The organism is Bradyrhizobium sp. WCU1 (assembly GCF_053474805.1).
The window spans coordinates 7,488,998-7,515,918 of sequence record NZ_CM130280.1 but is presented as its reverse complement, the minus strand read 5'-3'; the positions used below and the strand labels follow the sequence as shown (position 1 = coordinate 7,515,918).

Here is a 26,921-nt window from a genome sequence, read left to right as displayed (position 1 = left end):
AAGAGTTCCAACTATTTCGGGGCGTCGGATGGCTGGCCGGCGAGATACTGCTCCAGCCAGTGGATGTGATAGTCGCCCTCGATGATGTCGGGCTCGCGCACCAGGGCGCGGAACAGCGGCAGCGTCGTCTCGATGCCGTCGACCACCATCTCGTCCAGGGCCCGGCGCAGCCGCATCAGGCATTCGCCCCGGGTCTTGCCGTGCACGATCAGCTTGCCGACCAGCGAGTCGTAATAGGGTGGAATCACGTAGCCCTGATAGACGGCGGAATCGATCCGCACGCCGAGGCCGCCCGGCGGATGGAATTGGGTGATCCGTCCCGGCGAGGGACGGAAGGTCTGCGGGTTCTCCGCATTGATGCGGCACTCGATGGCGTGGCCGATGATCGCGATGTCGCTCTGCTTGGCCGGGAGTTCGCCGCCGGCGGCAATCCGGATCTGCTCAAGCACCAGATCGATATCGGTGATGCTTTCGGTGACGGGATGCTCGACCTGGATGCGCGTGTTCATTTCGATGAAATAGAACTCGCCGTCCTCGTAAAGGAATTCGATGGTGCCGACGCCGAGATACTTCATGTCCTGCATCGCCTTGGCGCAGGTCTCGCCGATCCTGGCGCGGGCCGCTGCCGCCAGCACGGGCGAGGGGCCTTCCTCCCAGACCTTCTGGTGGCGGCGTTGCAGCGAGCAGTCGCGCTCGCCGAGATGGATCGCGCCGCCGCGGCCGTCGCCGAGAATCTGGATCTCGATGTGGCGCGGCTTCTGCAGGTATTTCTCCAGGTAGACCGAGGCATCGCCGAACGCCGACTTGGCTTCGTTGGCCGCGGTCGAAAGCGCCAGCGCGAGGTCGGCCTCGGTGTGGGCGACCTTCATGCCGCGGCCACCTCCGCCGGCCGCCGCCTTCACCAGCACCGGGAAGCCGATCTCCTTGCCGATGGCGAGCGCGTCGGTCTCAGAGGTCACTGCGCCGTCCGAGCCGGGCACCACGGGGATGCCGAGGCGCTTGGCGGTCTTCTTGGCTTCGATCTTGTCGCCCATCAGGCGGATATGCTCGGCCTTCGGGCCGATGAAGCCGAGATTATGGTCGGCGAGGATCTCGGCGAAGCGCGCGTTCTCGGACAGGAAGCCGTAGCCGGGATGCACGGCGTCGGCGCCGGTGATCTCGCAGGCGGCGAGCAGCGCCGGTATGTTGAGGTAGGAATCCTTCGACGGCGGCGGGCCGATACACACGCTCTCGTCGGCGAGCCGCACATGCATGGCGTCGGCGTCGGCGGTGGAATGCACCGCGACGGTGGAGATGCCGAGCTCCTTGCAGGCGCGCAGCACGCGAAGCGCAATCTCGCCGCGATTGGCTATGAGGATCTTGTCGAACATCGCAGCGCCTGACGTTGACGGAAGCTATTCAATGATGACGAGCGGCTCGCCGAATTCGACGGGCTGGCCGTCCTCGACGAGGATCTGTGTCACGGTGCCCGCGCGCGGCGACGGGATCTGGTTCATGGTCTTCATCGCCTCGATGATCAGAAGCGTCTGGCCGGCGCTGACCTTCGAGCCGACTTCAATGAACGGCTTGGCGCCCGGCTCGGGCGACCAATAGGCGGTGCCGACCATCGGCGAGGGCACGGCGCCCGGATGCTTGGCGAGGTCGGTCGCAGCCGCAACGGCGGCAGCAGGTGCTGCGACAATGGCCGGCGCGCCAACCGCGTGGACGGCAGCGGGCACGGATGCCGCGATGCTGATGTTGCGTGCGACACGGACGCGCAGGCCGGCACGCTCGATCTCGATCTCGGTGAGGTTGGTCTCAGCAAGCAGCAGCGCGAGCTCGCGAATGAGGACGCTGTCGTCGCTCTTGGAGTCGCTCTTGGATTTTGCGGCTGATTTGTCGTCTGGCTGGCGCGCCATGTTGTTTGATCCGAAATCTCTATCTGGTGACGGGGAACGTCAGGATTGACGATTAAGTCTTTGCCTTTGCATCGATCTTGGCACCGATCTTGGTGGCGAGGCCGATGATCGCAAGCCGGTAGCCGTCGATGCCGAAGCCGCAAAGTGACGCGAAGGCGGCTTTAGCAGTGAACGAGTGGTCCCGGAAGCTCTCGCGGGCGTGGATGTTGCTGACATGAACCTCGACGGCGGGAATCCTGACCGCAACCAGCGCGTCATGCAGCGCGATCGAAGTATGGGAATAGCCGCCGGCATTGATGATGATGCCGACCGCCTTTTTGGCATGGGCTTCATGGATGAAGTCGATCAGTTCGCCCTCGCGGTTGGACTGCCGGCAGTCGGCGGTCAGGGCGAACTGGCGTGCGGTGTCCGCGCACAGCTTCTCGACATCGGCGAGCGTGGCGTGGCCGTAGGTCTCCGGCTCGCGCGTCCCCAGCAGATTGAGGTTCGGGCCGTTCAGCACGTAGATCGTTCCGGCAGCAGCCATTGCAAAAGATTCCTGCCAAAGGTTCCGGCCAATAGGTCCGACAAGGGGTCCGAGGGGTTCCGGCGAGGGGTGAAGTGGGCCGGGTTATAGGTAACAACCGGCCGCAGGGGAAGCCTTTAGGTGAAATCGGAACGCCTTCAGCGGCTTCCTCCAGCCTATTAGGTAGCTGGCGTAACCTGCGGAAATTGCTGGTTAACCAAACCTCATGGAAGGCGTGTCGAGGGGGCGTCCCGGCCAGCCGTCCACCGCCATCTGCCCGATACGGCGAACGAATAGCCCCGCCCGTGAGGGGCGGGGCTGAGAATGGGGGCGAGGGCCCGTCGTGGCACCCTCGCGCAGAGGCCGGCTTAGCCCTCGATGATGTAGACGATCTCGTGGGTCTCCGGCTGCACGATGATGTAGCGGCCGCCGACCAGGATGAAGTCATAACCGCGCCACTGCGGATAGATCGTCACGACCCGTTCCGGCAGAGGATAGAAGTGCACGTCGGCCGGGATACGGGTGCCGACCGCCACGTTGAAGTTCACGTTGGTGACTTCGGTGACGTGTTCCGACTTGATCGCGGTCGAGATCTCGGTGCGCTTCTCGGCCGGCGGAGCCGCGGTGGCCGACGTCGCCGCGTTGCCAGTCGTGGTCTGGGTGCGGCTGGTGTCGTTGGTCTGCGCACGGTTGGTGTCGGACGGGCTCTTGGTCTGGGCGTTCTGGTTGGTGGTGGCGCCGTTCTTCTCGCGGCTCTCGGCGTTCATGTTGCCGTTCTTCTCACGACCCTCGGCTTTCATGTTGCCGCTCTTGTCGCGGCTCTCGGCCTTCATGTCCTTCGAGCTTTCGTTGCCCTTGGTGGTCTCGTTCTCCGAGCTCATGCCCTTCGACTTTTGGGTATTTTCCTGGGCGCCCTTGGTGGCGGGTCCGGCCTTGTCGGACTCGGCGCCCTTCATGCCGGGCGATTCACCCTTCATGCCCGAAGAAGACTCACCGGTCGTCGAATGCTCGGAACCCTTCATGCCACCCGAATCGTGCTGCATCGCGCCCGACGACGCGCCACCTGACGGTGCAGAGTGCTGCGTGGTCGCGCCACCGCCGGCCCCGGATTCCTTGTTGGCGCCGCCCGCGCCCTGTGCGTTCGCGAAACCGGTGCCGGCGAGCAAAGCCGCCGCAGCGACCGAAATCAGAAAGCGTTTAGACATCGAAATTCCTCCTCGTTTTTCAGCATTGCCCGCGCCGACAACGAGAGAGGATGTGCGATGTTCCTGTAGATTTGCGGTTCCCCGCGGTTTGTTTCCTGTGTGAATGCGCGATGAACAGCGCGCGCTTCAACCGCAGGCCCAGTCGAACTCCATGCTCGCAAGATCGAGCTGGCCGTTGCCGCCGCCGAAATTGAACCCGCCGAAATGCTCTTCGATCTCGAGATAGGTCGCGCTGTATTTCGGCGTCCACTGATTGGGAAACATCGTGCCGCCGAGATGGTTGCGACCATGCAACCGGTCGAGGCCGCGCGCAGTGCCGACCTCGCTGTAGGGCGCGATATAGTCGCCGAGCTCGCCCTTGTGCAGCAGATGATCGCGTGGCGGCTTGCCGACATTGGGATCGTCGTCGCGCGGCGCCAGCGCGATGCCGTACGCATGATGTCCGGTCGCGGGGACGTGGCCGAACAGGCGATACCAGTGGGTCTTCTCCAACTCGTCGATCCGGGTACTGCGTCCGACATTGACGTCGAACGCCGTGCGCGCCGCGCCCTTCAGGAGCCAGCGCGGCGGCGGATTGGCTTCCAGCAACGGATTGCCGGCAAGCTCGGGTGGTTCGCACAGCGGCCCCGCGAACTCGGCCTCCGTGAGCCAGATCGCCGCGAAATTGTGGTCGATGATGTCCTTCATCCGGAACTCCATCGGATGACGGTTCTGTCGGTACGCGAAGTACGGCAACAGATTCGGATCTGACGGACGTTCGATGGTCTCCGCCGCGAGATATTGCGCGACCGCGTCGATCTCGACGGGTTCGTCATATTGCTGATCGGCGAACATCGCGAGCGCGACATAGGTATCGCCCTTGGCGCGATACTGCGCCGGGACGCGCAGCGTGAAGCAGTGCTGCATCGGAAAGCCGTCGTGGGGGCTGAGCGGCCACTGCTCGGCGCGTATGCCTGATGGCAGGCCGTAGCACCAGCCGTGATCATGGTCGGAGCCACGCTGTGGCGCCGTCTTCAGGAGCGTGAGGTCGTAGCCAAGGGTTGGCGGGGCCAAGGGCATCGCGCGGCTTCCATTGTTGGTGATGGCCCTTGGTTGCAGCCGGCGCGGACGTGGTTCGGTGCCGCAACAAAAAAATCCGGCTGCCAGGCAGCCGGATCTTGTCGAACGACCGGATATTGTCGAACGAAATGAGCGCTGTCGACGCTCAGCAGGTCGCCTTGCCGCAACGGGCAATGCCGATCTTCTCCTTGAGGCCGTCGACGCCGACCGCGCCGATCACGACCTGCTTGCCGATCACGTAACTCGGCGTGCCGTTCATGCCCATCGATTCGGCGAGGCGGAAATTCTCCTCGATGGTCGCCTTGACCTCGGGGCTCGCCATGTCCTTCTCGAGCTTCGCTATGTCGAGGCCGACGTCCTTGGCAACTGCAAGGGCGCGCGCCTTGTCGGCTGCGCCGCGGCCGCCCAAGAGCTTCTGGTGAAATTCGAGATACTTCTTGCCGGTCGGATCCTGCATGCGCACGGCGACCGCGACCTGCGCGGCCTCGACCGAGCCCTGGCTCAGCACCGGGAATTCCTTCAGCACCACCTTCAGCTTCGGATCCGACTTCATCAGGTCGAGCATGTCGGACATTGCGCGCTTGCAGTAGCCGCAATTGTAATCGAAGAACTCGACGAAGGTGACATCGCCGTCCTTGTTGCCGATCATCACGCCGCGCGGCGAGTTGAAGATCGTGTCGGCGTTCTTGGCAACGCTCTGCTCGTGCTTCTCGGCTTCGGCGGCGGCCTGCCGCTTGCTGAGCTCGTTCATCGCCTCTTCGAGCACCTCGGGATGCGCGATCAGGTAATTGCGCACGATGGTCTCGATGTCGCCGCGCTGGGTGTCGCTGAAGCTCTGCGCGGACGCGGTCAGCGGCGCGGCGCAGATGCCGAGCGCGAGCAGGGCAGGGGCGAGGAAACGAAGCGCTGGCATGGACGAAATCCTTGTTCGAGGTGGCCCGAAATACGGCACGGCCGTGGGCCGGTTTCGGTGATCGTTGTATGGAACTACGGTTTATTTCTAGTTGTTTTTCTGACCCGGCATCGGCTTGGCGCTCACAATGTCGTCAGCTTTGACCCAGCCGGGCGTGCCGATCGCGAACCGCGTCTTGGCGCGCGACGCAAGTTCGCGGGCGGTCTTGGTGTCGCCGCGGAGATAGGCGGCCTGGGCCGAGGCAAGGTCGGCCTGGGCATAGTCGCCCTTGCGGCCATAGGCCATCGCGAGCTGGGTGTAGCCGAGCGGCGCCTCGGGCTCGCGCGCCACCGCGGCGCGCAGCATGTTGATCGCCTCGTCGGTGGTGGCCTTGTTGTCGGAGGCGACCAGCGCCTGTCCGAGCAGCATCTCGATCAGCGGCGAACTATTGGAGAGCTGCACCGCGCGGCGCAGCGGCGCGATGGCCTCCGCCGGCCGGCCGCCTTCGAGCAGGGCCTGGCCGCGCAACTCGTAGAAATAGGGATTGTTGGGCTGGACCTGGATCAGCCCATCGATCTGCGCGATCGCCGAACGCAGATCGCCGTGCAGATAGGTGGTGATCGCGCGTGCATAGCGTGCCGGCAGGCTGGTGTTGGACAACGGATAGCGGCGATAGACAGTGTCTTGCCGCTCCATGAAGCCCGAGATCTTGGCGCGCATCATGTCGTGACGCAGCTGCAGCGCCGGATCGTCCTTCTTGTCCCAATAGGGGCTCGAGCGCGCCAGTTCCTGGAGCGCGGAGACGCGATCGACCGGCATCGGATGCGACTGCAGATAGGGGTCGGCGCCGCGCGCGGCGAACAGGCTCTCGTCGGTGAAGCGCTTGAACGTCTCGTACATGCCCCGTGCCGACTGCCCGGTCGCAGTCAGGAATTTGACGCCGGCGCGATCGGCGTTTTCTTCCTGCTGGCGCTGGTACGACAACAGCGTGCGCTGAATGACCGATTGCGGCGCCGAGATCGCCGCGGCGCCGGCGCTGGACAAGCCGTTGCCGGCGCCCCGGCCACCCGCGCCCGCGGCGAGCGCGCCGACGCCGAGCAGCATCGCAATGATCATCTGGGTCTGTGCCTGCGTCAGTTGCTCGCGCATCTTGGCCAGATGGCCGCCGGCGAGATGGCCCGTCTCATGCGCCAGCACGCCGATGATCTGGTTCGGCGTCTCCGATTGCAGCAGCACGCCGTAATTGACGAAGATGCGGCGGCCGTCGGCGACGAAAGCGTTGAACGAACTGTCGTTGATGATCACGATCTGGATGTTCTGCTTCTCCAGACCGGCCGCGCGCAGGATCGGCCTGGTATATTCGCGCAGCAATTGCTCGGACTCAGTGTCGCGCAGCACCGGCGGACCGTTCTGCTGGGCTCGCGCGGGGACGACCGGACCCACGGCGAGCGCGACCGCGGTCAGCAATGCGGTCAGCTTGAACCCTCTGGTGCGGAGCGTGAGGCGAAACAGCATGGGCGATCTATCGGCGATAGGGAGCTGCGCCGCGGCAACGTCCGGTTCCTGGCCCGACTGGATCAGGCGCGTGGCGCAGTCTGTTGTTTTTGCAGTTCTTCTTCACGCGAACCGGATATTCACTTGGGGTATTCACTGAGCCTGAAAGCGCTATAACGAGCCACCGAATGCGGCCAGTCTGGGGCAGTAGCGGTAACGGGAACCCAAATCCGGCAGCGGCCGTGCAATAGCAGAAATCCATGCGTGAAGCGACACCGAGAGACCATGTGAGCAGCCTTTTGACGGCATCCGGGCGCAGCGATGTTCCACCGTTCATGGTGATGGACGTGATGGCCGCCGCGGAGCGAATCGAGGCCGCGGGTGGCCATGTCATCCATATGGAGGTGGGGCAGCCCGCCGAGGGCGCGCCGAAGCAGGCGATCGCCGCGGCGCAGGCGGCGCTTGCCAGTGGACGGATCGATTACACCTCCGCGCTCGGCATCCCCTCGCTGCGCGCGCGCATCGCCCGGCACTATCGCGACACGTATCGCTGCGCGGTCGATGCCGAGCGCATCATCGTCACGACAGGCTCGTCCGGCGGGTTCATCCTGGCGTTCCTAGCGATGTTCGAGCCGGGCGACCGGGTCGCGGTCACCGTGCCGGGCTATCCGCCGTACCGGCACATCCTGACTGCGCTCGGCTGCGAGCCGGTGCTGATCGAGACCTCCGGCGACACCCGCCACGCGCTGACCGGCGAGGCGCTGCTGGCCGCGCATCGCAAGGCGCCGCTGAAGGGCGTGCTGGTCGGCAGCCCCGCCAACCCGACCGGCACGATGATGTCGCGCGAGGCGCTTTCGAACCTGATGGCGGCCGCCGACAGCGCCGGAATCCGCTTCATCTCCGACGAGATCTACCACGGGCTCGACTACGCGTTTCCCGCCGTGACGGCGGCCGAGCTGTCGCCGAACGCGCTCGTGATCAACTCGTTCTCGAAATACTTCTGCATGACCGGCTGGCGCGTTGGCTGGATGGTGGTGCCCGAGGTGCTGGTGCGGCCGATCGAGCGGCTGCAGCAGAACCTCTCGATCTCGGTGCCGACCTTGTCGCAGATCGCGGCCGAAGCGGCGTTCGAGGGCCGCGCGGAGATGGAGGCGATCAAGCGTGGTTATCAGGAGAATCGCCGCATCCTGATCGAAGGCCTGCCCAAGGCCGGGTTGACCAAATTCCTGCCGGCCGACGGCGCCTTCTATCTCTATGCCGACGTCTCCGACTTCACCTCCGACAGCTTCGCCTTCGCCAGCGAGATGCTCGAAAAGGCGCATGTCGCGGCGACCCCGGGCGTCGATTTCGATCCGATCCACGGCCGAGCCTTCATCCGATTTTCCTATGCGCGTTCGGCCGCGGAGATGCAGGAAGCAGTTGCGCGGATCGCGCATTGGCTTAAATAGCGCGCAAACTTCAAGAGCCTTCCGCGTTCGTCGGGTCGATCAGATCGGTTTCGCAAGCGGCGCCTTGCTGCGGGGTACGCGGCAGATCGTCGCGGACAGACGGAAGGGCCCACACAGTTCCATTTGACTTGAACGGCCAAGTTGATCTTGGCTGTTTCCGCCATTTCTGAGGGGGAGTGAAACATGGCAACGGCAACCATTGCCACGGCCGCACCGGCGAGCGCCGGCGGCAAGCCGTGGTACAAAGTTCTCTATGTCCAGGTCCTGATTGCGATCGTGCTCGGCGCGCTGGTTGGCGCGTTCTGGCCAGCGCTCGCCACCAACGAGTGGATCAAGGCGCTCGGCGACGGCTTCATCAAGCTGATCAAGATGGTGATCGCGCCGATCATCTTCTGCACCGTGGTCTCGGGCATCGCGCATATCCAGGACGCCAAGAAGGTCGGCCGCATCGGCGTCAAGGCGCTGGTCTATTTCGAGGTCGTCTCGACCTTCGCGCTGGTGATCGGATTGCTGGTCGGCAATCTCGTGAAGCCCGGAGCGGGCTTCGGCAATGCCGCAGCGAACGCGCAAGCGGTCGCCGGCTATGCCAAGCAGGCGGAAGCGCAGAAGAGCGTCGACTTCGTACTGCACATCATTCCGGACACGGTGGTCGGCGCCTTCGCGCAGGGCGAGATCCTGCAGGTGCTGCTGTTCTCGGTGCTGTTCGGCTTCGCGATCATGGGCCTCGGCGAGCGCGGCCACACCATCCGCTCGTTCATCGACGACGCCGCGCACGCGGTGTTCGGCGTCATCTCGATCGTGATGCGGGCGGCGCCGATCGGCGCGTTCGGCGCGATGGCCTTCACCATCGGCAAGTTCGGCACCGGCGCGATCCTCAATCTGATGGGGTTGATCGCGACGTTCTACCTGACCGCCGCGCTGTTCGTCCTCGTGGTGCTCGGCGTCATCGCGCGCATCGCCGGGTTCTCGATCTTCAAGTTCCTGGCCTACATTAAGGACGAGCTCCTGATCGTGCTCGGCACCTCGTCCTCCGAGAGCGCGCTGCCGTCATTGATGGAGAAGCTCGAACGGCTCGGCTGCTCGAAATCCGTGGTCGGTCTCGTGGTGCCCACGGGCTATTCGTTCAACCTCGACGGCACCAACATCTACATGACGCTGGCGACGTTGTTCATCGCGCAGGCGCTGGGCTACGACCTCTCGTTCAGCCAGCAGCTCACGATCCTGGTCGTGGCGATGCTGACATCGAAGGGCGCCTCCGGCATCACCGGCGCGGGCTTCATCACGCTGGCCGCAACGCTTGCGGTGGTCGATCCGCGGCTGGTGCCGGGCATGGCGATCGTGCTCGGCATCGACAAGTTCATGAGCGAGTGCCGCGCGCTGACCAATCTGTGCGGCAATGGCGTCGCCTGCGTGATCGTCGCCTGGTGGGAGGGGGAGCTCGACCGCGACAAACTGAACGCCAATCTCGCGCGGCAGATCGACCCGACCGATATGGAGACCGCGCTGACGACCGACTAAAGCGGGATGAGTTTTGGTTGAATCGGCTTGGTGCGGTCTCGGTTCACCTCTCCCCGTTGGGGAGAGGTCGGATCGCGAAGCGATCCGGGTGAGGGCTCTCGCTCTCTCGATAGACCGTAATCCCTCACCCGATTTGCTGCGCAAATCGACCTCTCCCAAGGGAGAGGTGAACTCGACGCCGTTCCAGCTCAACCTGATCTCATCAGGCTTCAGTTCAACGTCAAAAGCGGTCTATCCGATACGGCGAGGTGTCCACCGAGGATGCCTCGCCGTTCATCGTTTCGGCGAGCACCCGCGCGGTCGCCGGGCCGAGCGTGAAGCCCTGATGGCCGTGACCGAAATTGACCCACAGCCCACGATGGCGCGGCGCCGGCCCGAGCACCGGCAGCATGTCGGTCGTGCAGGGGCGGGTGCCGAACCAGGGTTCGGGCTCGACGCGACTGCCGATCTCGATCAGTTGCCGTGCGGCGGCTTCGGCGTAGCCGAGCTGGATCGGCGTCGCGGGCGCGTCCGGACTGGTGAGCTCCGCGCCGGTGGTGATGCGGATGCCTTTGGTCATCGGCGCCATCGCGTAGCCATTGGCGCTGTCCACCAGCGGCAGGTCGAGCGAGCGGCCGCCCTGATAGTGCATGTGGTAGCCGCGCTTGCGCACCAGCGGGATCCGGTAGCCGAACTTGCCCAGCAATTGCGGTGACCACGGTCCCAGCGCGACCACGACGTTTGCGGCATCGATCCGGCCGCTATTGGTATCGACCGACCAGCCGGCGGTCGTCTCGGTCAGCGTCTGCGCGTCGCCGTGCAAGAGCGTGCCGCCGAGACGTTCGAACAATCCGGCATAGGCGGAAACGAGACCGCCGGGGTCCGACGTGGTCCACGGCCCGAGCCAGTGGATGGCGCCGGGCAGGTCGTCGCGCAGCAACGGCTCAGCCTTGGCGAGCTCGCGGCCGTCGAGCACGCGAAACTGCACGCCGAACTCGCGCCGGTTCTCTTCTGCGACCGCGATCGCCTGCTCTAGCGCAGCCGGGTCGCGATGCAGCAGGCGATAGCCGGCGCGGCGGATCAGATTGTCGGCATGGGCATCGCGGATCAGCGTGTCGTGCTCTGCTGTGGCGTGGGCGATCAGCCGCGCCCAGGCGAGGGTGGCTTCGCGGTGCCGCTCGGGCGTCGAGTTCCACCAGTAGCGCAGCAACGGGCCGGCATGCCGCGGCAGTGAGGCCAGGCGATAGTGCACGTCGTTGGTGCGCCCCATCGCGATCCTGGCGAGGACGGCCGGATCCCGCGGCATCGGGTAGGGCCGCACTGCTTCGCTCTGGATGATCCCGGCATTGCCGTAGCTGGTCTCGCGGCCCGGCTCCTTGCGGTCGACGAGCGTGACTGACCAGCCGCGGCGCTGCAGATGCAGCGCCGTGCTGACGCCCACCATGCCGCCGCCCAGAACGATCGCGCTTTGCATTGCATCCGTCTCCGTCAGGCTCCGTTACGCCTGACGAACGGAAATGCCTGTCCAATAAAAACGCCCGGCGTGAACCGGGCGTTTTGACTTGTAGCTGGCGCTAGTTGCCGCCGCCGAAGCGGCGCGACCACCAGCCTTTGCGGGCCGGCGCCTCGGCCGCAGCGGGCTCTGCGGCAGATGTTGCGGGCTCAGGGGCAGGGGCCACTTCTTCCGCCGCGCTCTGGACCAGGGTGGGCGCCGGTGCCTCGGGTTGCGGACTCGACGCGAAGCTGACCTTTTCGCGCACCGTTGAGCGGCGGCGCTGCGAGCGGTCGCTTTCGGCGGCCGTATCCTCCGCGGCAGGCGCTGCAACAGGTTCGGGCTCGTGTGCTGTGGCCGTCTCGACAGCAATGGTCTCGACCGGCTGCCATTCCGTCGGCGGCGCGACCGGCTCGGGCTGCGCCAGCGAGGGCGCCGGCTCCGCGTCATGGCCGTCCAAATCGGCGACGGCGTCGGCCGCCTCGGGCGGTGCGATCGGGCCCAGCTCGTCGGAGATCGATCCGGCGAGACCGTCATCTGGTCCGCCGCTGCCGCGCCGGCGGCGTCCACCGCGGCGTCCGCGGCGGCGCGGACGGCGATCGCCATTGCCGGCCTCATCGTCGCGGACTGCGCCCTGCGCTTCGTTGGCTTCGTCCTCATCGCCTTCGGCATCGGCGGCGGCAACCGCCTCGGTGCCCTCGGGCAACACGTGCATCAGGTCGCCGTCCTCGCGCGGCGCCGGAGCGCCTTCGCGGGCCTCGTTGCCACCGCGGCCGCGGCGGCGGCGGCGGCGCTTGCGGCGCTGGCCGTCGCCTTCGCCCTCGGCGGAGCCGGATTCTTCGCCGGCCGCCCGGTCGTCGGCGAGGCCTTCGGTCTCGTCGGTCTCGATCTCGGCCTCGTATTCGAACAGCTCTTCCTCGTCGTCGGCCTCATCGACCTGCGCCGGCGCGGCGGCCGCCTGCGCGGCAAGCAGCGCCTTGGCGGCTTCGAGCGTATGGACCTGCTCACCGCGATCGATGATGTAGGATTGCTGGCCGTGCACGGTGGCGTCGGCGACGATCGACAGCGAGACGCGGAAGGCGTCTTCGAGGTCGCGCAGATGGCCGCGCTTGTGGTTGAGCACGTAGAGCGCGACGTCGGTGCGGGTACGGACCACCAGATTGTGGGTCGCGCCCTTCATCAGGATTTCCTCGATGCCGCGCAGCAGCTGCAGCGCAACCGACGAGACCGAGCGGACGTGGCCGGAGCCGCCGCATTGCGGGCAGGGCTCTGTCGAGTTCTCCAGCATGCTGGCGCGGATGCGCTGGCGCGACATTTCCAGGAGGCCGAAATGCGAGATGCGGCCGACCTGGATCCGCGCACGGTCCTGGCGCAGGCAGTCGGACAGCTTGCGCTCGACCGCGCGGTTGTTGCGCTTCTCGTCCATGTCGATGAAGTCGATGACGATCAGGCCGGCGAGGTCACGCAGGCGCAGCTGTCGCGCGACTTCTTCCGCGGCTTCCAGATTGGTCTTGAGCGCGGTGTCCTCGATATGGTGCTCGCGCGTGGCGCGGCCGGAGTTGACGTCGATCGAGACCAGCGCCTCGGTCTGGTTGATCACGATGTAGCCGCCGGAGCGCAGCTGCACGGTCGGCGAGAACATCGCGTCGAGCTGGCTTTCGACGCCCATCCGCGAGAACAGCGGCTGGCCGTCGCGATACTGTTTCACCGCGCGCACATTGGCCGGCATCAGCATCTTCATGAAGTCGCGTGCTTCGCGGTAGCCGGCTTCGCCCGCCACCTGGATCTCGTCGATCTCCTTGTTGTAGAGGTCGCGCAGCGAGCGCTTGATCAGCGAGCCTTCCTCGTAGACCAGGGTCGGCGCCTGCGACTTCAGCGTCAGGTCGCGCACCGTCTCCCACATCCGGATCAGGTATTCGAAGTCGCGCTTGATCTCCGGCTTGCTGCGGGAGGCGCCGGCGGTGCGCAGGATGATCCCCATGCCCTCGGGCACGTCGAGATCCTGCACCACTTCCTTGAGCCGCGAGCGGTCCTGGGCCGAGGTGATCTTGCGGCTGATGCCGCCGCCACGCGCGGTGTTGGGCATCAGCACGGCGTAGCGGCCGGCGAGCGACAGATAGGTGGTCAGCGCGGCGCCCTTGTTGCCGCGCTCCTCCTTAACGACCTGCACCAGCATGACCTGCCGGCGCTTGATCACTTCCTGGATCTTGTACTGGCGGCGCGGGCGGAACGGGCGCTCCGGAACCTCCTCGAGCACGTCGTCACCGCCGACGGACTCGACGACATCCTCTTCCTCGCCTTCTTCGCCGTCATCCTCGTCATCATCTTCGCCAGCTTCGTCGCTGCGCGCGGATTCGGGGGCGACTTCCACCAGCGAGGCGTATTCGGTGACCGCATGCTCATCGGCCGCGGCGTGGACTTCTTCGGCAGCCACATACGGCGCGTCATCGGCGTGGGCGGCGTTTTCCTCGACCTGTTCCTCATGGGCCCGCTCGGGCTCATGATTGACCTCGACCGGCTCGAAGGCCTCCGGGGCGGCTGATGCAACCGAGGCTTCGACCGCCGCGGCGACGGGATCGGTCGGAGCATCGGCAGCCGGCGCCTCGCTCACGACCGGGGCACGGTCGTGATCGTCCGCATGGTCATGGTCGTGGTGGTGATGATCGTGGTGGTCATGATCGTGGTCATCGTGGCCATGATCGTGGTGGCCGTGATCATCATGAGCGTGACCGTGCTCATCATCGTGGTGGTGCTCATGGTCCTCATGATGCGCATGGTCATGCGCCTCATGCTCGTGCCCCTCATGGGCGACCACGCCGTGCTCGTGATGCTCGGCATCGACCGGATGTTCGTGGGCCTCGGCTGTCGGCAGCGCCTGCGCGTCGCCGGCGCCTTCGATCACCTCGCTCTGGACACGGTCGCCGTGGCCGCGGCGGCGGGCATTGCGGTGGCGCGAGCGGCGGCGATGGCCGCGGTTCTCGTGCTCTTCCTCGGCCTCGCGATGGGCGCGCTCGTCGGCTTCGATCAGCGCCTGACGGTCGGCGACCGGGATCTGGTAATAATCGGGATGGATTTCGCTGAAGGCCAGGAAGCCGTGCCGGTTGCCGCCATACTCGATGAAGGCAGCCTGTAGCGACGGCTCTACGCGCGTGACCTTGGCAAGGTAAATGTTGCCGCGCAGTTGCTTGCGCTGGGCGGTCTCGAAATCAAACTCTTCGACGCGATTGCCGCGGACCACGACGACCCGGGTCTCTTCCGGGTGGGTGGCATCGATCAACATCTTGTTGGGCATTTTGGAGCTCTTGACGGCGGCGGGCGCGGATCATGGCGCGCGCAAACTGCGCCGCCCGGTGACGCGACGGTCCACCTGATTCGGGGGTGAGGGGAAGGCCAAAACGCGTCTCGCGGCGCAGCGCCGGACGGGAACTCACCGGGATGATGCGACGGGCGAGGTTTTCACCTCGCGTCAGCGCGAGCATTCGGGGGATCCTGGTCGGCAATGCAGTCTGGCGCATTAAGCGTCGGCCCGTCTAAACATGTTGGCGGCGAAATTGACCGCCGTATCTTTTGCTGAAAGCCCCGTCCGGCGCCGAAGCGCCTGCCGGCGATCGCATATCGAGGCCCCAAGGAATCCCCCAAGGAACCGGATAATCGGTTACGCCGTGTCTCAAACCGTCCCTCTGGCGAGGGAGTGTGTCTGGGACCGGACGCCGCTCGGGCTTGAATCCGCCACTCCGTGTCAGCCGCGCGCGGCGCTGGCTGGGGAGGGACCGGAAAAACACGGCGGGATCTTCGACTTGGAAGGTTCCACCGCTGCACCAAGAGGCTGAACGCGACACAACCGGGAGTACTAGCCGTCAGCATTCCGTACATACGTGGATTGACCGTCGCGTGCAAGGGAAGCGTCACGCCGCCGCAACACTCGGTTCTTTTCGCTCCGATGTCATTAGGGCACGATTAACCGTGTGGTTCTAATGCGGTAAGAAGCAGCTGGGAGGCTCCGAATCGGGTGGAGAACCGCGCAAAACACCTTGTTTTTCTGGGATGCGGGCTGTTGTGCGCTGCAGCATTGGTGGTTGCCGTGGCCAGCGCCCCGAGCGCGGCCGAAGGCCCGCAGGCCGGTGCATCCGCGCCGGACGCCAGCACCGCGAACTTCCCGGTCGCATCCGGCGCCAGGCTTGCCGGCGACGGCAAGCAGACCCGATTCATCCTCGATCTGGATCGCAAGATCGAATTTCGCGCCTTCCCGTTGGCCGACCCGTACCGGGTGGTGGTCGATATCCCGCAGGTCAATTTCCAGCTCGCGGCCGGTACCGGCTCGGCTGGGCGCGGGCTGGTCAAGGCGTTCCGCTATGGCCTCGTGATGCCCGGCGGTTCCCGGATCGTGTTCGACCTGACCGGACCGGTGAAGATCGCCAATTCCTACGTGCTTGACGCTGCCAATGGCCAGCCGCCGCGGCTGGTGCTGGATTTCGAGGAGGTCGATCGCACCAGCTTCGTGCAGTCGCTCGCGCCCGAGAGCCGTCCCGAGCTGAAGCCTGCGATCTCCGAGTCGACCACGGCGGCCATACCGGCCGTCACCACGGCGGCGTTGCCGCCGGTTGCGGTCACCGACTCGCGCCCGTTGATCGTGATCGATCCCGGCCACGGCGGCATCGACAACGGCACCCAGTCCGGCGATCAGACCGAGAAAAACCTGGTGCTGGGCTTCGGCCTTGCGCTGCGCGACCGGATCGAGAAGTCGGGCAAGTATCGGGTGATCATGACCCGGTCCGACGACACCTTCATTCCGCTCAACGACCGGGTGAAGATCGCGCGCACGCAATCCGCGGCGTTGTTCGTCTCGATCCACGCCGATGCCTTGCCGCGTCGCGAGGGCGATGCCCAGGGCGCCACGATCTACACGGTGTCGGACAAGGCCTCCGACGCCGAAGCCGAACGGCTGGCGGAAGCGGAGAACAAGGCTGACGCCATCGCCGGCGTGAACCTGACCGACGAGCCGACCGAGGTCGCCGATATCCTGATCGACCTCGCGCAGCGCGAGACCAAGACCTTCTCCAACCGCTTCGCCCGGCTGCTGATGGACGAGATGAAGTCCACGGTGCGGATGCACAAGCATCCGCTGAAATCGGCCGGCTTCCGGGTGCTGAAGGCGCCCGACGTGCCGTCCGTGCTGGTCGAGATCGGCTACGTCTCCAACAAGGGTGACCTCGAACACCTGGTGTCCGAGAACTGGCGGAACAAGGCCGTCGGATCGATGGTCCAGGCGATCGACACGTTCTTCGCCAAACGGCTGGCAACCGCTGGACCGGCCAAGTGAAATTGTCCGGCTGAAAAGCCGGTGCCGTTGCGCGGAAGCCCTAGTTTGGCCACAGCGGCAACGGTATAGACAATCGACCGCAGGTCCGCAGAATCGACCATATTGTCCGGCGGCTGTTGTTTTTGTTCGCATGCGCAAGGCGGCTCGCCGGGCCAAGGCCTTGTTGTGGAAAGTCCTCGTTGTGACGGGGCTTTGTTGTGAGCCTTGGTTGTGCGAGGCTTCGCACTTTTGGACAGGCGCCTCTGACGACTGAGCGCCGGAGGGTAGGAACGGAACGTCGATAATGCGCCTGCTCGTGCGGTTTATGGGTTTCTTGTTCGCCGCCGGAACCGTCGTGTTCCTGGTCGGTGTCGCCGCCGTCGCCGGCGCCATCTGGCATTTCTCCAAGGATCTGCCCGACTACTCGCAGCTGCAGGACTACGAGCCACCGGTGATGACCCGTGTGCATGCCGCCGACGGCGCATTGCTCGGTGAATATTCCAAGGAGCGCCGGCTCTATCTGCCGATCCAGGCAGTGCCGAAGCTCGTGATCAACGCGTTCCTCGCCGCCGAAGACAAGAACTTCTACGAGCACGGCGGCATCGACTATCAGGGTATGGCGCGCGCCGCGATTCTCTACGCGCAGAATTACGGCTCCAACCGCCGCCCGCAGGGCGCCTCGACCATCACCCAGCAGGTCGCCAAGAACTTCCTGCTGACCAACGAGGTCTCGTTCGCGCGCAAGATAAAGGAAGCCCTGCTGGCGATGCGCATCGAGCGCGCCTATTCCAAGGACCGCATCCTCGAGCTCTATCTCAACGAAATCTATCTCGGGCTCGGCGCCTACGGCATCGCTGCGGCGTCGCTGGTCTATTTCGACAAATCGGTCAACGAGCTAACGATCGCGGAAGCGTCCTATCTCGCCTCGCTGCCGAAGGCGCCGGCCGCGCTGCATCCGGTCCGCAACCGTGACCGCGCGATCGAACGCCGCAACTATGTGATCGACCGCCTGCTGGAGAACGGCTGGATCAAGCAGGCCGACGCCGACAAGGCGCGCAAGGACGCGCTTAACGTCACCAACCGCTCGAACGGCGCGCACATCTTCGCAGGCGAATATTTCGCCGAGGAAGTCCGCCGCGACATCTTCGAGCGCTACGGCGAAAAGAAGCTCTACGAGGGGGGCCTCTCGGTCCGCACCACGCTGGATCCCAAGATCCAGGTGATGGCGCGCAAGACCATGGTGGCCGGCCTCGTCAACTACGACGAGGCGCAGGGCTGGCGTGGGCCAGTTCACAAGCTCGACATCTCCGGCGACTGGGGCGTCAAGCTCGCCGACGTCAAATCGCTGTCCGACATCTCGCCATGGCGGATGGCGGTGGTGCTGGAGACCAGCGACCAGTCGGCGCGGATCGGCTTTCAGCCGGGCCGCGAGCTCGGCGGTGCGGTCAGCAAGGAACGGCAGACCGGCATCATCACGATGGAGGGCGTGCGCTGGGCCAAGTCCAAGGGCAAGGCGCCGACGGCGGTGTCGCAGGTGCTGCAGCCCGGCGACGTGATCTATGCCGATCCGCTGGTGACCAAGGACGGCACCGCGGTCGAAGGCCAGTACCGCCTGCGCCAATTGCCGGAGGTCTCCGGCGCGATGGTGGCGATGGACCCGTGGACCGGCCGCGTGCTCGCGATGGTCGGCGGCTTCTCGTTCGACCAGAGCCAGTTCAACCGCGCGACGCAGGCCTACCGGCAGCCCGGCTCGTCGTTCAAGCCGATCGTGTATTCGTCGGCGCTGGACAACGGCTATACGCCGTCGACCACGGTGATCGACGCGCCGATCGAGATCGATCAGGGGCAGGGCGCCGGCGTGTGGCGACCGGAGAACTATTCCACCGGCAAATATTACGGCCCGACCACGCTGCGCAACGCACTGCAACGCTCGCTCAACACTGTGACGGTGCGGCTCGCGCAGGACATCGGCATGCCGCTGGTCGGCGAGTATGCGAAACGCTTCGGCGTCTATGACGAATTGCCGAACTATCTGTCCTATGCGCTGGGGGCCGGTGAAACCACCGTGATGCGGATGGTGACGGCCTATTCGATGTTCGCCAATGGCGGCCGTCGCGTGAAGCCGACGCTGATCGATCGCATCCAGGATCGCTACGGCCACACCATTTTCAAGCACGATACCCGCGAATGCCGCGGCTGCGACGCGCCTGGCGGCTGGAAGAGCCAGCCGGAGCCGCAGCTGGTCGACCGCCGCGAGCAAGTGCTCGATCCGATGACCGCTTACCAGATCACCGAGATGATGGAAGGCGTGGTCCAGCGCGGCACCGCGACCGTCGTCAAGGAAGTCGGCAAGCCGATCGCCGGCAAGACCGGCACCACCAACGACGAAAAGGACGTCTGGTTCGTCGGCTTCTCGCCGGATCTCGCGGTCGGCGTCTACATGGGCTACGACAAGCCGCGCAATCTCGGCCGCGCCGCCACCGGCGGTCACGTCGCCGCGCCGATCGCCCGCGACTTCCTGAAGCTTGCGCTCGCCGACAAGCCGCCGACGCCGTTCAAGGTGCCGGCCGGGATCAAGCTGATCCGGGTCGATGCCAAGACCGGCATGCGTGCCGGCCCCGGCGACGGCGGCAACACCATCCTCGAAGCCTTCAAGCCGGGCACCGCGCCGCCGGAGAATTACTCGGTCATCGGGGTCGCCGATGCCGACGGCCGCGGCCCGGCGCCGCAGCCGTCGCAGGGAGGCGGGCAGCCTGACAGCGGCTTCTTCATGCGGCCGGGAACCGGGGGGCTTTACTAGCGGCCGATGCGACGAATCGCCGGGATAGTGCGGCCAAGCCGATTGCGCTTTGCCGCGCCGGTCGCTACATCCCCCGGAACCTTTTTGCCAACACCTGAAAGACCATGCGCGCGGAAATCGAACGCCTTGTTGAAGAGATCAAGCAGTCAGTCGGGCTGCTGAGGAGGCATCTTTGACGTCGAACAATCGACGGCACGCCTCGCTGAGCTGAACAAGCTCGCAGAAGATTCCAATCTCTGGAACGATCCCCAGAAGGCCCAGCGGCTGATGCAGGAGCGCACCTCATTGGAGGACGCGCTCTCGGGTATCGGCAAGGTCGAGCGCGAGCTCGAGGATCAGGTCGGCATGATCGAGCTCGGCGAGGCCGAGAACGATGCCGGCGTGGTCGCTGAGGCCGAGAAGGCGCTCAAGGACCTCAAGAAGGAGGTCGCCCGGCGCGAGCTGGAAGCGCTGCTCTCGGGCGAGGCCGACAAGTTCGATTCCTATCTCGAGGTCCATGCCGGCGCCGGCGGCACCGAGAGCCAGGACTGGGCCCAGATGCTGCTGCGCATGTACACGCGCTGGGCGGAGAAGCACGGCTTCAAGATCGAGTTCCTCGAAGAGTCCCAGGGTGAAGAGGCCGGCATCAAGTCCGCCACCATCCAGATCTCCGGGCACAATGCTTATGGCTGGCTGAAGACCGAGGCCGGCGTGCACCGCCTGGTGCGCATCTCGCCGTTCGACTCCAATGCGCGGCGGCACACCTCGTTCTCGTCGGTGCAGATCTTTCCGGTGATCGACGACAGCATCAAGATCGAGATCAAGGAGAGCGACGTCCGCACCGACACGATGCGGTCGGGCGGCGCCGGCGGCCAGCACGTCAACAAGACCGAGTCGGCGGTGCGCCTGACACACATTCCGACCGGCATCGCCGTGGTCTGCCAGGCGGGCCGCTCCCAGCACAAGAACCGGGCACAGGCCTGGGACATGCTGCGCGCACGACTGTACGAAATCGAGCTGAAGAAGCGCGAGGAGCAGGCGGCTGCCGATCAGGCCGCCAAGACCGATATCGGCTGGGGTCACCAGATCCGCTCCTATGTGCTGCAGCCCTACCAGATGGTGAAGGACCTGCGCACCGGTGTGCAGACCTCCGACACCTCGGGCGTGCTCGACGGCGACCTCGATGAATTCATGGCGGCGACACTGGCGCAGCGTGCGTTCGGCACCGGGCCCGGTTCCGTCGAGGATGTGGATTAGCTCATGCCGCGCGTCGCTTTCATCGGATTGGGACGCATGGGCCACGGGATGGCCGGCCGTTATCTCGAAGCCGGCTTCACGGTCGCGGTTTGGAACCGGAGCAAGGCCAAGGCCGAGGATCTGATCGCGCGCGGCGCGCAATGGGCGACCTCGCCGGAGGATGCCGCGATCGATGCCGATGCGGTCGTGACGATGGTCGCCGACGATGCGGCATCGCGTGATGTCTGGCTCACCAGGGATGGCGCCGCCGCCACGATGAAGGCCGGCACGCTGGCGATCGAATGCTCCACGGTCTCCTACCAGCACACGCTCGATATGGCGCGCGAGCTGCAGAGCCGCGGCCTGATCTACATCGATTGTCCCGTCACCGGGCTGCCGGAGGCTGCGGCCGCCGGCAAGCTGACGCTGCTGGTTGGCGCTGACAACGCCGACCTCGACAAGGCACGACCGTTCCTCACGCCGATCGGCAGCACGATCCGCCATTTCGGTGCGGTCGGCACCGGCACCGTGTTCAAGCTGATCAACAACCTGATCGGCGCGGTGCAGATCGCAAGCCTTGCCGAAGGCGTTGCGATCGCCGAGCAGGCCGGCCTCAACATGCAATTGGTCGCCGAGGCGCTAGGGACCGGCGCGATCGCCAGCCCGCAGGTGATCCGCCACAGCAAGCGGATGATCGACCGCAACTTCTCCGGCGCGTCGTTCACGGCGGCGCTGCGTCACAAGGACGCGGAATATGCCGTGCGGCTCGCCGAAACGTTGCTGCCCGGCGTGCCCGTGAGCCGCGCCGCGCTCACCGCCTACGACAAGGCCAGGGCTCATGCCCCCGACGGCGACGAAGGCCAGATGATCGAGATCGTATCGCGGCCGAAATAGGCGGGCCAGCCATTCCGGGAAATCGGGTGGGAATATTTGCGGCGCCGCGCTAGTCACCTCTGCCAGTGCAGCCGGGTGCCCGCCATGCCTTCCGTCGACAACAGAATCGATCGCCGCGACTGGGGCCTGCTTGGCCTGCTGTCGGTGCTGTGGGGCGGCTCGTTCTTCTTCAACGGCATGATCCTGCGCGAATTGCCGCCGCTGACGCTGGTGCTGCTGCGCGTGGTGCTCGGCACGATCATCCTGCTGCCGCTGCTGCGGGCCAGGAAGATCGAATTCCCGCGCGGTGTGCCGGGGTGGGCGCCGTTCGTCGCGATGGGGTTGTTCAACAATGTGCTGCCGTTCTCGCTGATCGTGTTCGGGCAGACCTACATTCCGAGCGGGCTGGCTTCGATCCTCAATGCGACGACGCCGCTGTTCGCGGTGGTCATCATGGCGGCGGCCGGCGAGGAGAGGCTGCAGGCGCGTCGCGTCGTGGGCGTGGTGGTCGGGCTGATCGGGGTCGCGATCCTGCACGGCGATGCGCTCGGCTTCGAGAGCCGCCAGGGCATCGGCATCGCGCTGTGCCTTGCCGGCGCCTTCAGCTATGGCATCGCGGCACTGGTCGGGCGTCGGCTGCCGCAGCGCGTGCCGCCGCTCGGCACGGCGACGTTCCAGATGCTGGCATCGGCCGTGATGATTGCGCCGATCGCCGCGGTGGCCGATCGGCCCTGGCTGCTGCCGATGCCGCAGGCGACCACGTGGCTCGCGGTGCTCGGGCTCGCGGCGCTGTCGACGGCGCTGGCCTACATCGTGTTCTTTCAGATCCTGCAACGCTCCGGCGCGACCAATGTGGTGTTGGTGACGCTGCTGATTCCAGCCACCGCGATGCTGCTCGGCTATCTCGTGCTCGGCGAGCCGGTCTCGTGGCGCGAGGTGACCGGCGCGCTGGTGATCGCGAGCGCGCTGCTGCTGATCGACGGACGTGTGTTAACGTTCGGCCAGCGCAAACAGCGTCCGGTCGGCTCGACGACACGCTGACATCTTGCGCCGCAAATCTTTGTTTTAGCGCTGCGAGATCTAAAGCGCGATGAGATCATGTTGAATCGTCACTGCGCTTTGGATTCTTGTTTAAGCATGATCTTTTCGGAAACCGCTTCGCACTTTTCCGGATCATGCTTTAGTTCGACGCAACGGCATCCTTGATGAAAGATTGCGTTTTCGCGGAATAGGTTCCGAGCTCTTGCGCGTTGAACTCCGGCGACTTGAGGTAGTCGCCGTGATGCTTCATCAACATCTTCAGATTGCGCGTCCAGGCACCTTCTTTCGGATCAAATTCTAGGAGTTCCTCGGCCGACCAAAGAAGATAGCCAACCAACCATTTGTAGCGCTCTAATTCTTCTCCCTGCAGTTGACTGAAGTCACCTTGAGAAAGCTTTGGGTATTGGACGGCAAGCTTGAGATACTCTCGGAGGGTCGCTTTTGCGGTCGTCTCCCGATGACTTATTCGATTAAGGGCGAGTTGCCGCCCGGCTATTAGTACGGCGAGAAGCGCGACAACGGGTACAAATCCTGGAGAGATTTGAGCCCAATCCTTCAAAAGGTCGTACATCGGCTCCTCCAGTCGCTAGGTTGCCGCGGTCCTTGGATATTCCTGCTTCCACGCCGCATACCAGCCAGTAAAACGACCGCTGTCGCGCTCGCCGCCGTGCCAGGCGGCGTAGGCGGTGCCGTCATCGGCGACCAGCACCACGGCATCGAGCCCCTTGGAGCGGCGCAGCGTGTCCATTGCTTGCACCGGGGTCTGCGCGATCGGCCCCGCAACGTTGAACGAGGTGTTGACCGACATCTCGACGCCGATATGGCGGCCGAGCGCCTTCAGATAGGCGTAGGTAAGGGGATCGTCGGCCTCGCGCACGATCTGGATGCGGCCGGTGCCGTCGGCGTGCACCACGGCCGGTATCTTCGCGCGCGCCTCCGGCTTCGAATGCGCCGTGAGCACCATGTAGTTGTAGGCGTTGTAGTCAGCGTCGGAGGCGCCGTCTTCCAGCTCGAAATAATCGCGTGCGGCCTCAAGCGTCGCCATCGGCGCCAGCGGCCGGATCGCCTCGCGGTACTTGACGCGTTCGTTGAGCCGCTCGCGCACCTCGGGATCGCAGGGGTTGGCGAGGATCGAGCGATGGCCGAGCGCGCGCGGGCCGGTCTCGGCCGCGCCCTGATAGATCGCGATCACGCCGCCTTGCGCCACCATGCTGGCCATCAGATCGGCAACGGCATCGCGCCCCTCTGATGTCGTCACATTGCCGATCACGATCGAGGCGACGTCGTCGGCGTTGAGTGCCGCAGCGATGTCGGTGTTCGAGGGCGGCAGGCCGCAGTAGAACGCATGCGACAGCGGCGCACCGCGCGGCGCGCCCGCCATATGCGCAATCAGCCAGGCCGCGCCGATCGGCACGCCGGGATCGCCGGGCACCGGCGGCACCCACATGTGCAGCCGCGTCTTGCGCTGCTGGGCCTGTTCGAACCACGCCTCGTCAAAATGCTCGAGCAGCCGCATGTTGCCGAGCGCGTTCAGCGCCACGCCGCCGGTCAGCACCAGGCGGTCGGTGCCGGTGATGCGCAAGAGATGATCGATGACGTGGATCATCGCGTCCTCGAACACCAGTTGCGTCGCAGCCGCCTTGTCGACGCGGTCCTTGGTGTCGGGGCGGTGGTTGATGTCCTCGACGCGCAGCACGGCATCGGGATTCCAGAGCTGGTCGGGCCGCAGCGGCGGGCCGAGAATGTCGATCAGCGGCTGCTTGTAGGGATTGTCGGCAGGATCGGCAAACCAGTTGGCCATCGCGCGATTGAGCTGCACGCGGCCTTCGGGGCCGAGCTGCAGCACCGCCTTCAATCGCTGATAGTAGGGATTGGTGGCGCGGTTCATGTCGCCCCAGGCGGCCGCGCCCATGTAGCGGCCTTCGCTGGAGAGCCAGGTCCAGCCGCCCTGGCTCGACGAGATCACGGTGTAGAAGGCGCCGAGCGAATCGAACAGGCTCTCATTGCAGTACAGCCGCTTCATCTCGCCGTTCTCGGCGACATAGAGCGAGATCGAGCCGACGTCGCCGGTGCCGTCGAGCACCGCGATCGCCACACGTTCGCGCAGATCGGCGAACGGCGAGGCGGTGAACGAGTACCAGGCGTGATTGTCGTGATGCGGCATGCAGATCAGCGGCAGCTGCTCGCCAAGCCCGTACATCTTGCCGAGCCTGCGTGAGATGCGCCGCACCTGGTCCATCTGTCGCAGGTTGATCGCGGGCGCGATCGGTGCGCGCAGCAATTTAATGCTGGCCGGCGCTTCCTCGAGCGAGGTGCGGATCAGCATCGGCAGCAGTGCCGGATAGTCCCATGTCGTGACGAAGGCTGCGACGTCGCCGATGTCGCGGCCCATCCGCCGCAGCACCTTGCGCATGTCGTCGAGCGCGTGTTGTGGAAACTCGTTGGTATGCTTGTTTCCGGAAAAGCGCTCTTCCTCGTTGTTGACGATCAGGCGCGGGCCGTCCTTCTGGGTGACCTCGACCAGCGCGACGCCGGTGTTGTGCGTGCCGGGGCAGGCGAGGCCCGCGATATAGATGGTCTCGCCGCGCTGCAGCCTCTCGCGGATCGAGGCGATCGTGGCTTGCGCGAACTCGCCGTTAACTTTGTGGAGGCCACGACTGGCCAGCGCACGTTCGCTGAGGCGGCGTGTGATTTCATAGCCCGCAGCCGCAATACGCGGATGCCGCGGACCGGTACGAATGTCCGGTTTACGCAATCAAAACGCCTCGACTCGTGATCCCCAGATCGACCTTCAATCATAAACAGCGCCAGGCAACAATGCCGTTTCGTCCAACGGAAAAACCCGGCGCTTGCCAGCACATGCGTCTCTTGCGAGACTTGCGTCAAAACCACGACAAAAATCGGGAGAAAACGATGCCGGCTCGTCCTGGATATATTGGCGCAATCGCGGCGTTCGCAAGTGTGGCACTGATCGCGACATTGGCGTATGCGCAGAAGAAATACGATCCCGGCGCGACCGATACCGAAATCAAGATCGGCAACATCATGCCGTATAGCGGCCCGGCGTCGTCCTACGGCGTGATCGGCAAGACCGAGGCCGCGTTCTTCAAGATGATCAACGAGCAGGGCGGCATCAATGGCCGCAAGATCAACTTCATCAGCTACGATGATGCCTATTCGCCGCCGAAGGCGATCGAGCAGGCGCGCAAGCTGGTCGAGAGCGACGAGGTGCTGTTGATCTTCCAGGCGCTCGGCACGCCGTCGAATTCGGCAATCATGAAATACATGAATGCCAAGAAGGTGCCGCAATTGTTCGTCGCGTCCGGCGGCACCAAGTTCGGCGATCCGAAGAACTTTCCCTGGACGATGGGCTTTCAGCCCAACTACCAGAGCGAGGGGCGCATCTACGCGAAATATATTCGCGACAAGTTTCCCGACAGCAAGATCGCGGTGTTCTGGCAGAATGACGACGCCGGCAAGGATCAGTTCAAGGGCTTGAAGGACGGGCTCGGCGACAAGGCGGGCATGATCATCGCCGACAAGTCCTACGAGGTCTCCGATCCCTCGATCGATTCGCAGATCGTCGCGCTGCACGATTCCGGCGCGGACATCTTCTTCTCCTGGGCGGCGCCGAAGGGATCGGCACAGGCGATCCGGAAGGTGGGCGAACTCGGCTGGAAGCCGAAATTCTTCCTCGCCAACACCGCGACCTCGGTCGCCTCGGTCCTGAAGCCGGCGGGGCTCGAATATTCCAAGGGCATCATCTCGACGGCCTATCTGAAGGACCCGACCGATCCGACCTGGGACAAGGATCCTCCCGTCGTGAAATGGCGCGCGTTCATGGACAAGTATTATCCCGACGGCGACAAGGGCAACGCCAACAACCTCTATGGCTATGTGCAGGCCGAGGCCATGGTCCAGGTGCTGAAGCAGTGCGGCGACAATCTGACGCGCGAAAACGTGATGAAGCAAGCCGCCAATTTGAAGAACTTCCACTCCGACCTGATGCTGCCGGGCGTCATGGTCAATACCTCGCCGGACGACTACTTCCCGATCGAGCAGATGCAGCTGATGCGGTTCAACGGCGAGGCGTGGGAGCTGTTCGGCGATGTCATTACCGGCGAGGTGGGGCACGACGCGACGCGGTAAGCGCTCGCCAGTCACGCGATTGCTCGTGCCAACCCACCGCTGTCGTCAGTGCTT

Annotated in this window: 20 protein-coding genes; 9 read left to right on the top strand and 11 right to left on the bottom strand. The window is 65.0% G+C overall.

All coding sequences use genetic code 11. The annotated features are described in order from the left end of the window. Positions 1–11 precede the first annotated feature (11 nt). The 7 genes from accC to ACTUWL_RS35185 all read right to left on the bottom strand — a co-directional run bounded on the left by accC (position 12) and on the right by ACTUWL_RS35185 (position 7,074). Positions 12–1,370, bottom strand: coding sequence for an acetyl-CoA carboxylase biotin carboxylase subunit (gene accC / locus ACTUWL_RS35215; RefSeq protein ID WP_021081936.1), 1,359 nt, complete (start codon positions 1,368–1,370; stop codon positions 12–14). A 24-nt stretch (positions 1,371–1,394) separates the two neighbouring features. Beyond that, complete coding sequence (accB, locus tag ACTUWL_RS35210) at positions 1,395–1,898, bottom strand: acetyl-CoA carboxylase biotin carboxyl carrier protein (RefSeq protein ID WP_021081935.1); 504 nt, start codon at positions 1,896–1,898, stop codon at positions 1,395–1,397. 52 nt (positions 1,899–1,950) lie between these two features. Then, entirely contained in the window at positions 1,951–2,424 is a 474-nt protein-coding gene (gene aroQ / locus ACTUWL_RS35205) for a type II 3-dehydroquinate dehydratase (protein ID WP_021081934.1), read from the bottom strand. Between the two features lie 347 nt (positions 2,425–2,771). Continuing rightward, complete coding sequence (locus ACTUWL_RS35200) at positions 2,772–3,608, bottom strand: DUF1236 domain-containing protein (RefSeq protein WP_021081933.1); 837 nt, start codon at positions 3,606–3,608, stop codon at positions 2,772–2,774. A gap of 126 nt (positions 3,609–3,734) precedes the next feature. Next, positions 3,735–4,667 (bottom strand): hypothetical protein, encoded by a 933-nt coding sequence (locus ACTUWL_RS35195; protein ID WP_021081932.1) that lies wholly within the window; start codon positions 4,665–4,667, stop codon positions 3,735–3,737. A 145-nt stretch (positions 4,668–4,812) separates the two neighbouring features. After that, positions 4,813–5,580 (bottom strand): DsbA family protein, encoded by a 768-nt coding sequence (locus ACTUWL_RS35190; RefSeq protein WP_021081931.1) that lies wholly within the window; start codon positions 5,578–5,580, stop codon positions 4,813–4,815. Positions 5,581–5,667: 87 nt separating this feature from the next. After that, the gene (locus ACTUWL_RS35185; protein WP_021081930.1) at positions 5,668–7,074 is read right to left on the bottom strand and encodes a M48 family metalloprotease; all 1,407 of its coding nucleotides are present in this window, start codon (positions 7,072–7,074) and stop codon (positions 5,668–5,670) included. Between the two features lie 239 nt (positions 7,075–7,313). Here ACTUWL_RS35185 and ACTUWL_RS35180 point away from each other — a divergent pair, with 239 nt between their 5' ends. Then, a complete protein-coding gene (locus tag ACTUWL_RS35180; protein ID WP_035653350.1) occupies positions 7,314–8,501 on the top strand; it encodes a pyridoxal phosphate-dependent aminotransferase in 1,188 nt (395 codons plus the stop codon). Positions 8,502–8,684: 183 nt separating this feature from the next. Next, a complete protein-coding gene (locus tag ACTUWL_RS35175) occupies positions 8,685–10,019 on the top strand; it encodes a dicarboxylate/amino acid:cation symporter (RefSeq protein ID WP_106939931.1) in 1,335 nt (444 codons plus the stop codon). Between the two features lie 220 nt (positions 10,020–10,239). Here ACTUWL_RS35175 and ACTUWL_RS35170 read toward each other — a convergent pair whose 3' ends face one another. Both ACTUWL_RS35170 and ACTUWL_RS35165 read right to left on the bottom strand, forming a co-directional pair. Continuing rightward, a complete protein-coding gene (locus ACTUWL_RS35170; protein WP_021081095.1) occupies positions 10,240–11,472 on the bottom strand; it encodes an NAD(P)/FAD-dependent oxidoreductase in 1,233 nt (410 codons plus the stop codon). Positions 11,473–11,572: 100 nt separating this feature from the next. Continuing rightward, positions 11,573–14,101 (bottom strand): Rne/Rng family ribonuclease, encoded by a 2,529-nt coding sequence (locus ACTUWL_RS35165; protein WP_291736154.1) that lies wholly within the window; start codon positions 14,099–14,101, stop codon positions 11,573–11,575. A gap of 27 nt (positions 14,102–14,128) precedes the next feature. On the opposite strand from ACTUWL_RS35165, the gene ACTUWL_RS35160 reads away from it, so the two are divergent. The 6 genes from ACTUWL_RS35160 (at position 14,129) to ACTUWL_RS35135 (ending at position 22,718) form a co-directional block, all read left to right on the top strand. Then, complete coding sequence (locus tag ACTUWL_RS35160) at positions 14,129–14,623, top strand: hypothetical protein (RefSeq protein ID WP_291736155.1); 495 nt, start codon at positions 14,129–14,131, stop codon at positions 14,621–14,623. A gap of 876 nt (positions 14,624–15,499) precedes the next feature. Beyond that, on the top strand, positions 15,500–16,810 hold the full coding sequence (locus ACTUWL_RS35155; RefSeq protein WP_035652736.1) for an N-acetylmuramoyl-L-alanine amidase: 1,311 nt from the start codon (positions 15,500–15,502) through the stop codon (positions 16,808–16,810). 283 nt (positions 16,811–17,093) lie between these two features. Further along, positions 17,094–19,589 (top strand): penicillin-binding protein 1A, encoded by a 2,496-nt coding sequence (locus ACTUWL_RS35150; RefSeq protein ID WP_021081098.1) that lies wholly within the window; start codon positions 17,094–17,096, stop codon positions 19,587–19,589. Positions 19,590–19,693: 104 nt separating this feature from the next. Next, positions 19,694–20,825, top strand: a protein-coding gene (prfB, locus tag ACTUWL_RS35145; protein WP_106939930.1) for a peptide chain release factor 2 whose coding sequence is annotated in 2 segments (ribosomal slippage) — positions 19,694–19,762 and positions 19,764–20,825 — 1,131 coding nt in all. Because the reading frame shifts where the segments join, the coding sequence is not laid out codon by codon here. Between the two features lie 3 nt (positions 20,826–20,828). Continuing rightward, positions 20,829–21,698 carry an NAD(P)-dependent oxidoreductase gene (locus ACTUWL_RS35140; RefSeq protein ID WP_021081100.1) on the top strand — a complete coding sequence of 290 codons (870 nt, stop codon included), beginning with the start codon at positions 20,829–20,831 and terminating at the stop codon, positions 21,696–21,698. An 84-nt stretch (positions 21,699–21,782) separates the two neighbouring features. Next, positions 21,783–22,718, top strand: a complete 936-nt coding sequence (locus ACTUWL_RS35135) for a DMT family transporter (protein WP_021081101.1) — start codon at positions 21,783–21,785, stop codon at positions 22,716–22,718. Between the two features lie 139 nt (positions 22,719–22,857). Here ACTUWL_RS35135 and ACTUWL_RS35130 read toward each other — a convergent pair whose 3' ends face one another. Beyond that, the gene (locus tag ACTUWL_RS35130; RefSeq protein ID WP_021081102.1) at positions 22,858–23,289 is read right to left on the bottom strand and encodes a hypothetical protein; all 432 of its coding nucleotides are present in this window, start codon (positions 23,287–23,289) and stop codon (positions 22,858–22,860) included. A gap of 15 nt (positions 23,290–23,304) precedes the next feature. Then, the gene (locus ACTUWL_RS35125; RefSeq protein ID WP_021081103.1) at positions 23,305–25,473 is read right to left on the bottom strand and encodes a carbamoyltransferase C-terminal domain-containing protein; all 2,169 of its coding nucleotides are present in this window, start codon (positions 25,471–25,473) and stop codon (positions 23,305–23,307) included. Positions 25,474–25,631: 158 nt separating this feature from the next. On the opposite strand from ACTUWL_RS35125, the gene ACTUWL_RS35120 reads away from it, so the two are divergent. Further along, complete coding sequence (locus tag ACTUWL_RS35120) at positions 25,632–26,867, top strand: ABC transporter substrate-binding protein (RefSeq protein WP_021081104.1); 1,236 nt, start codon at positions 25,632–25,634, stop codon at positions 26,865–26,867. Positions 26,868–26,921 lie beyond the last annotated feature (54 nt).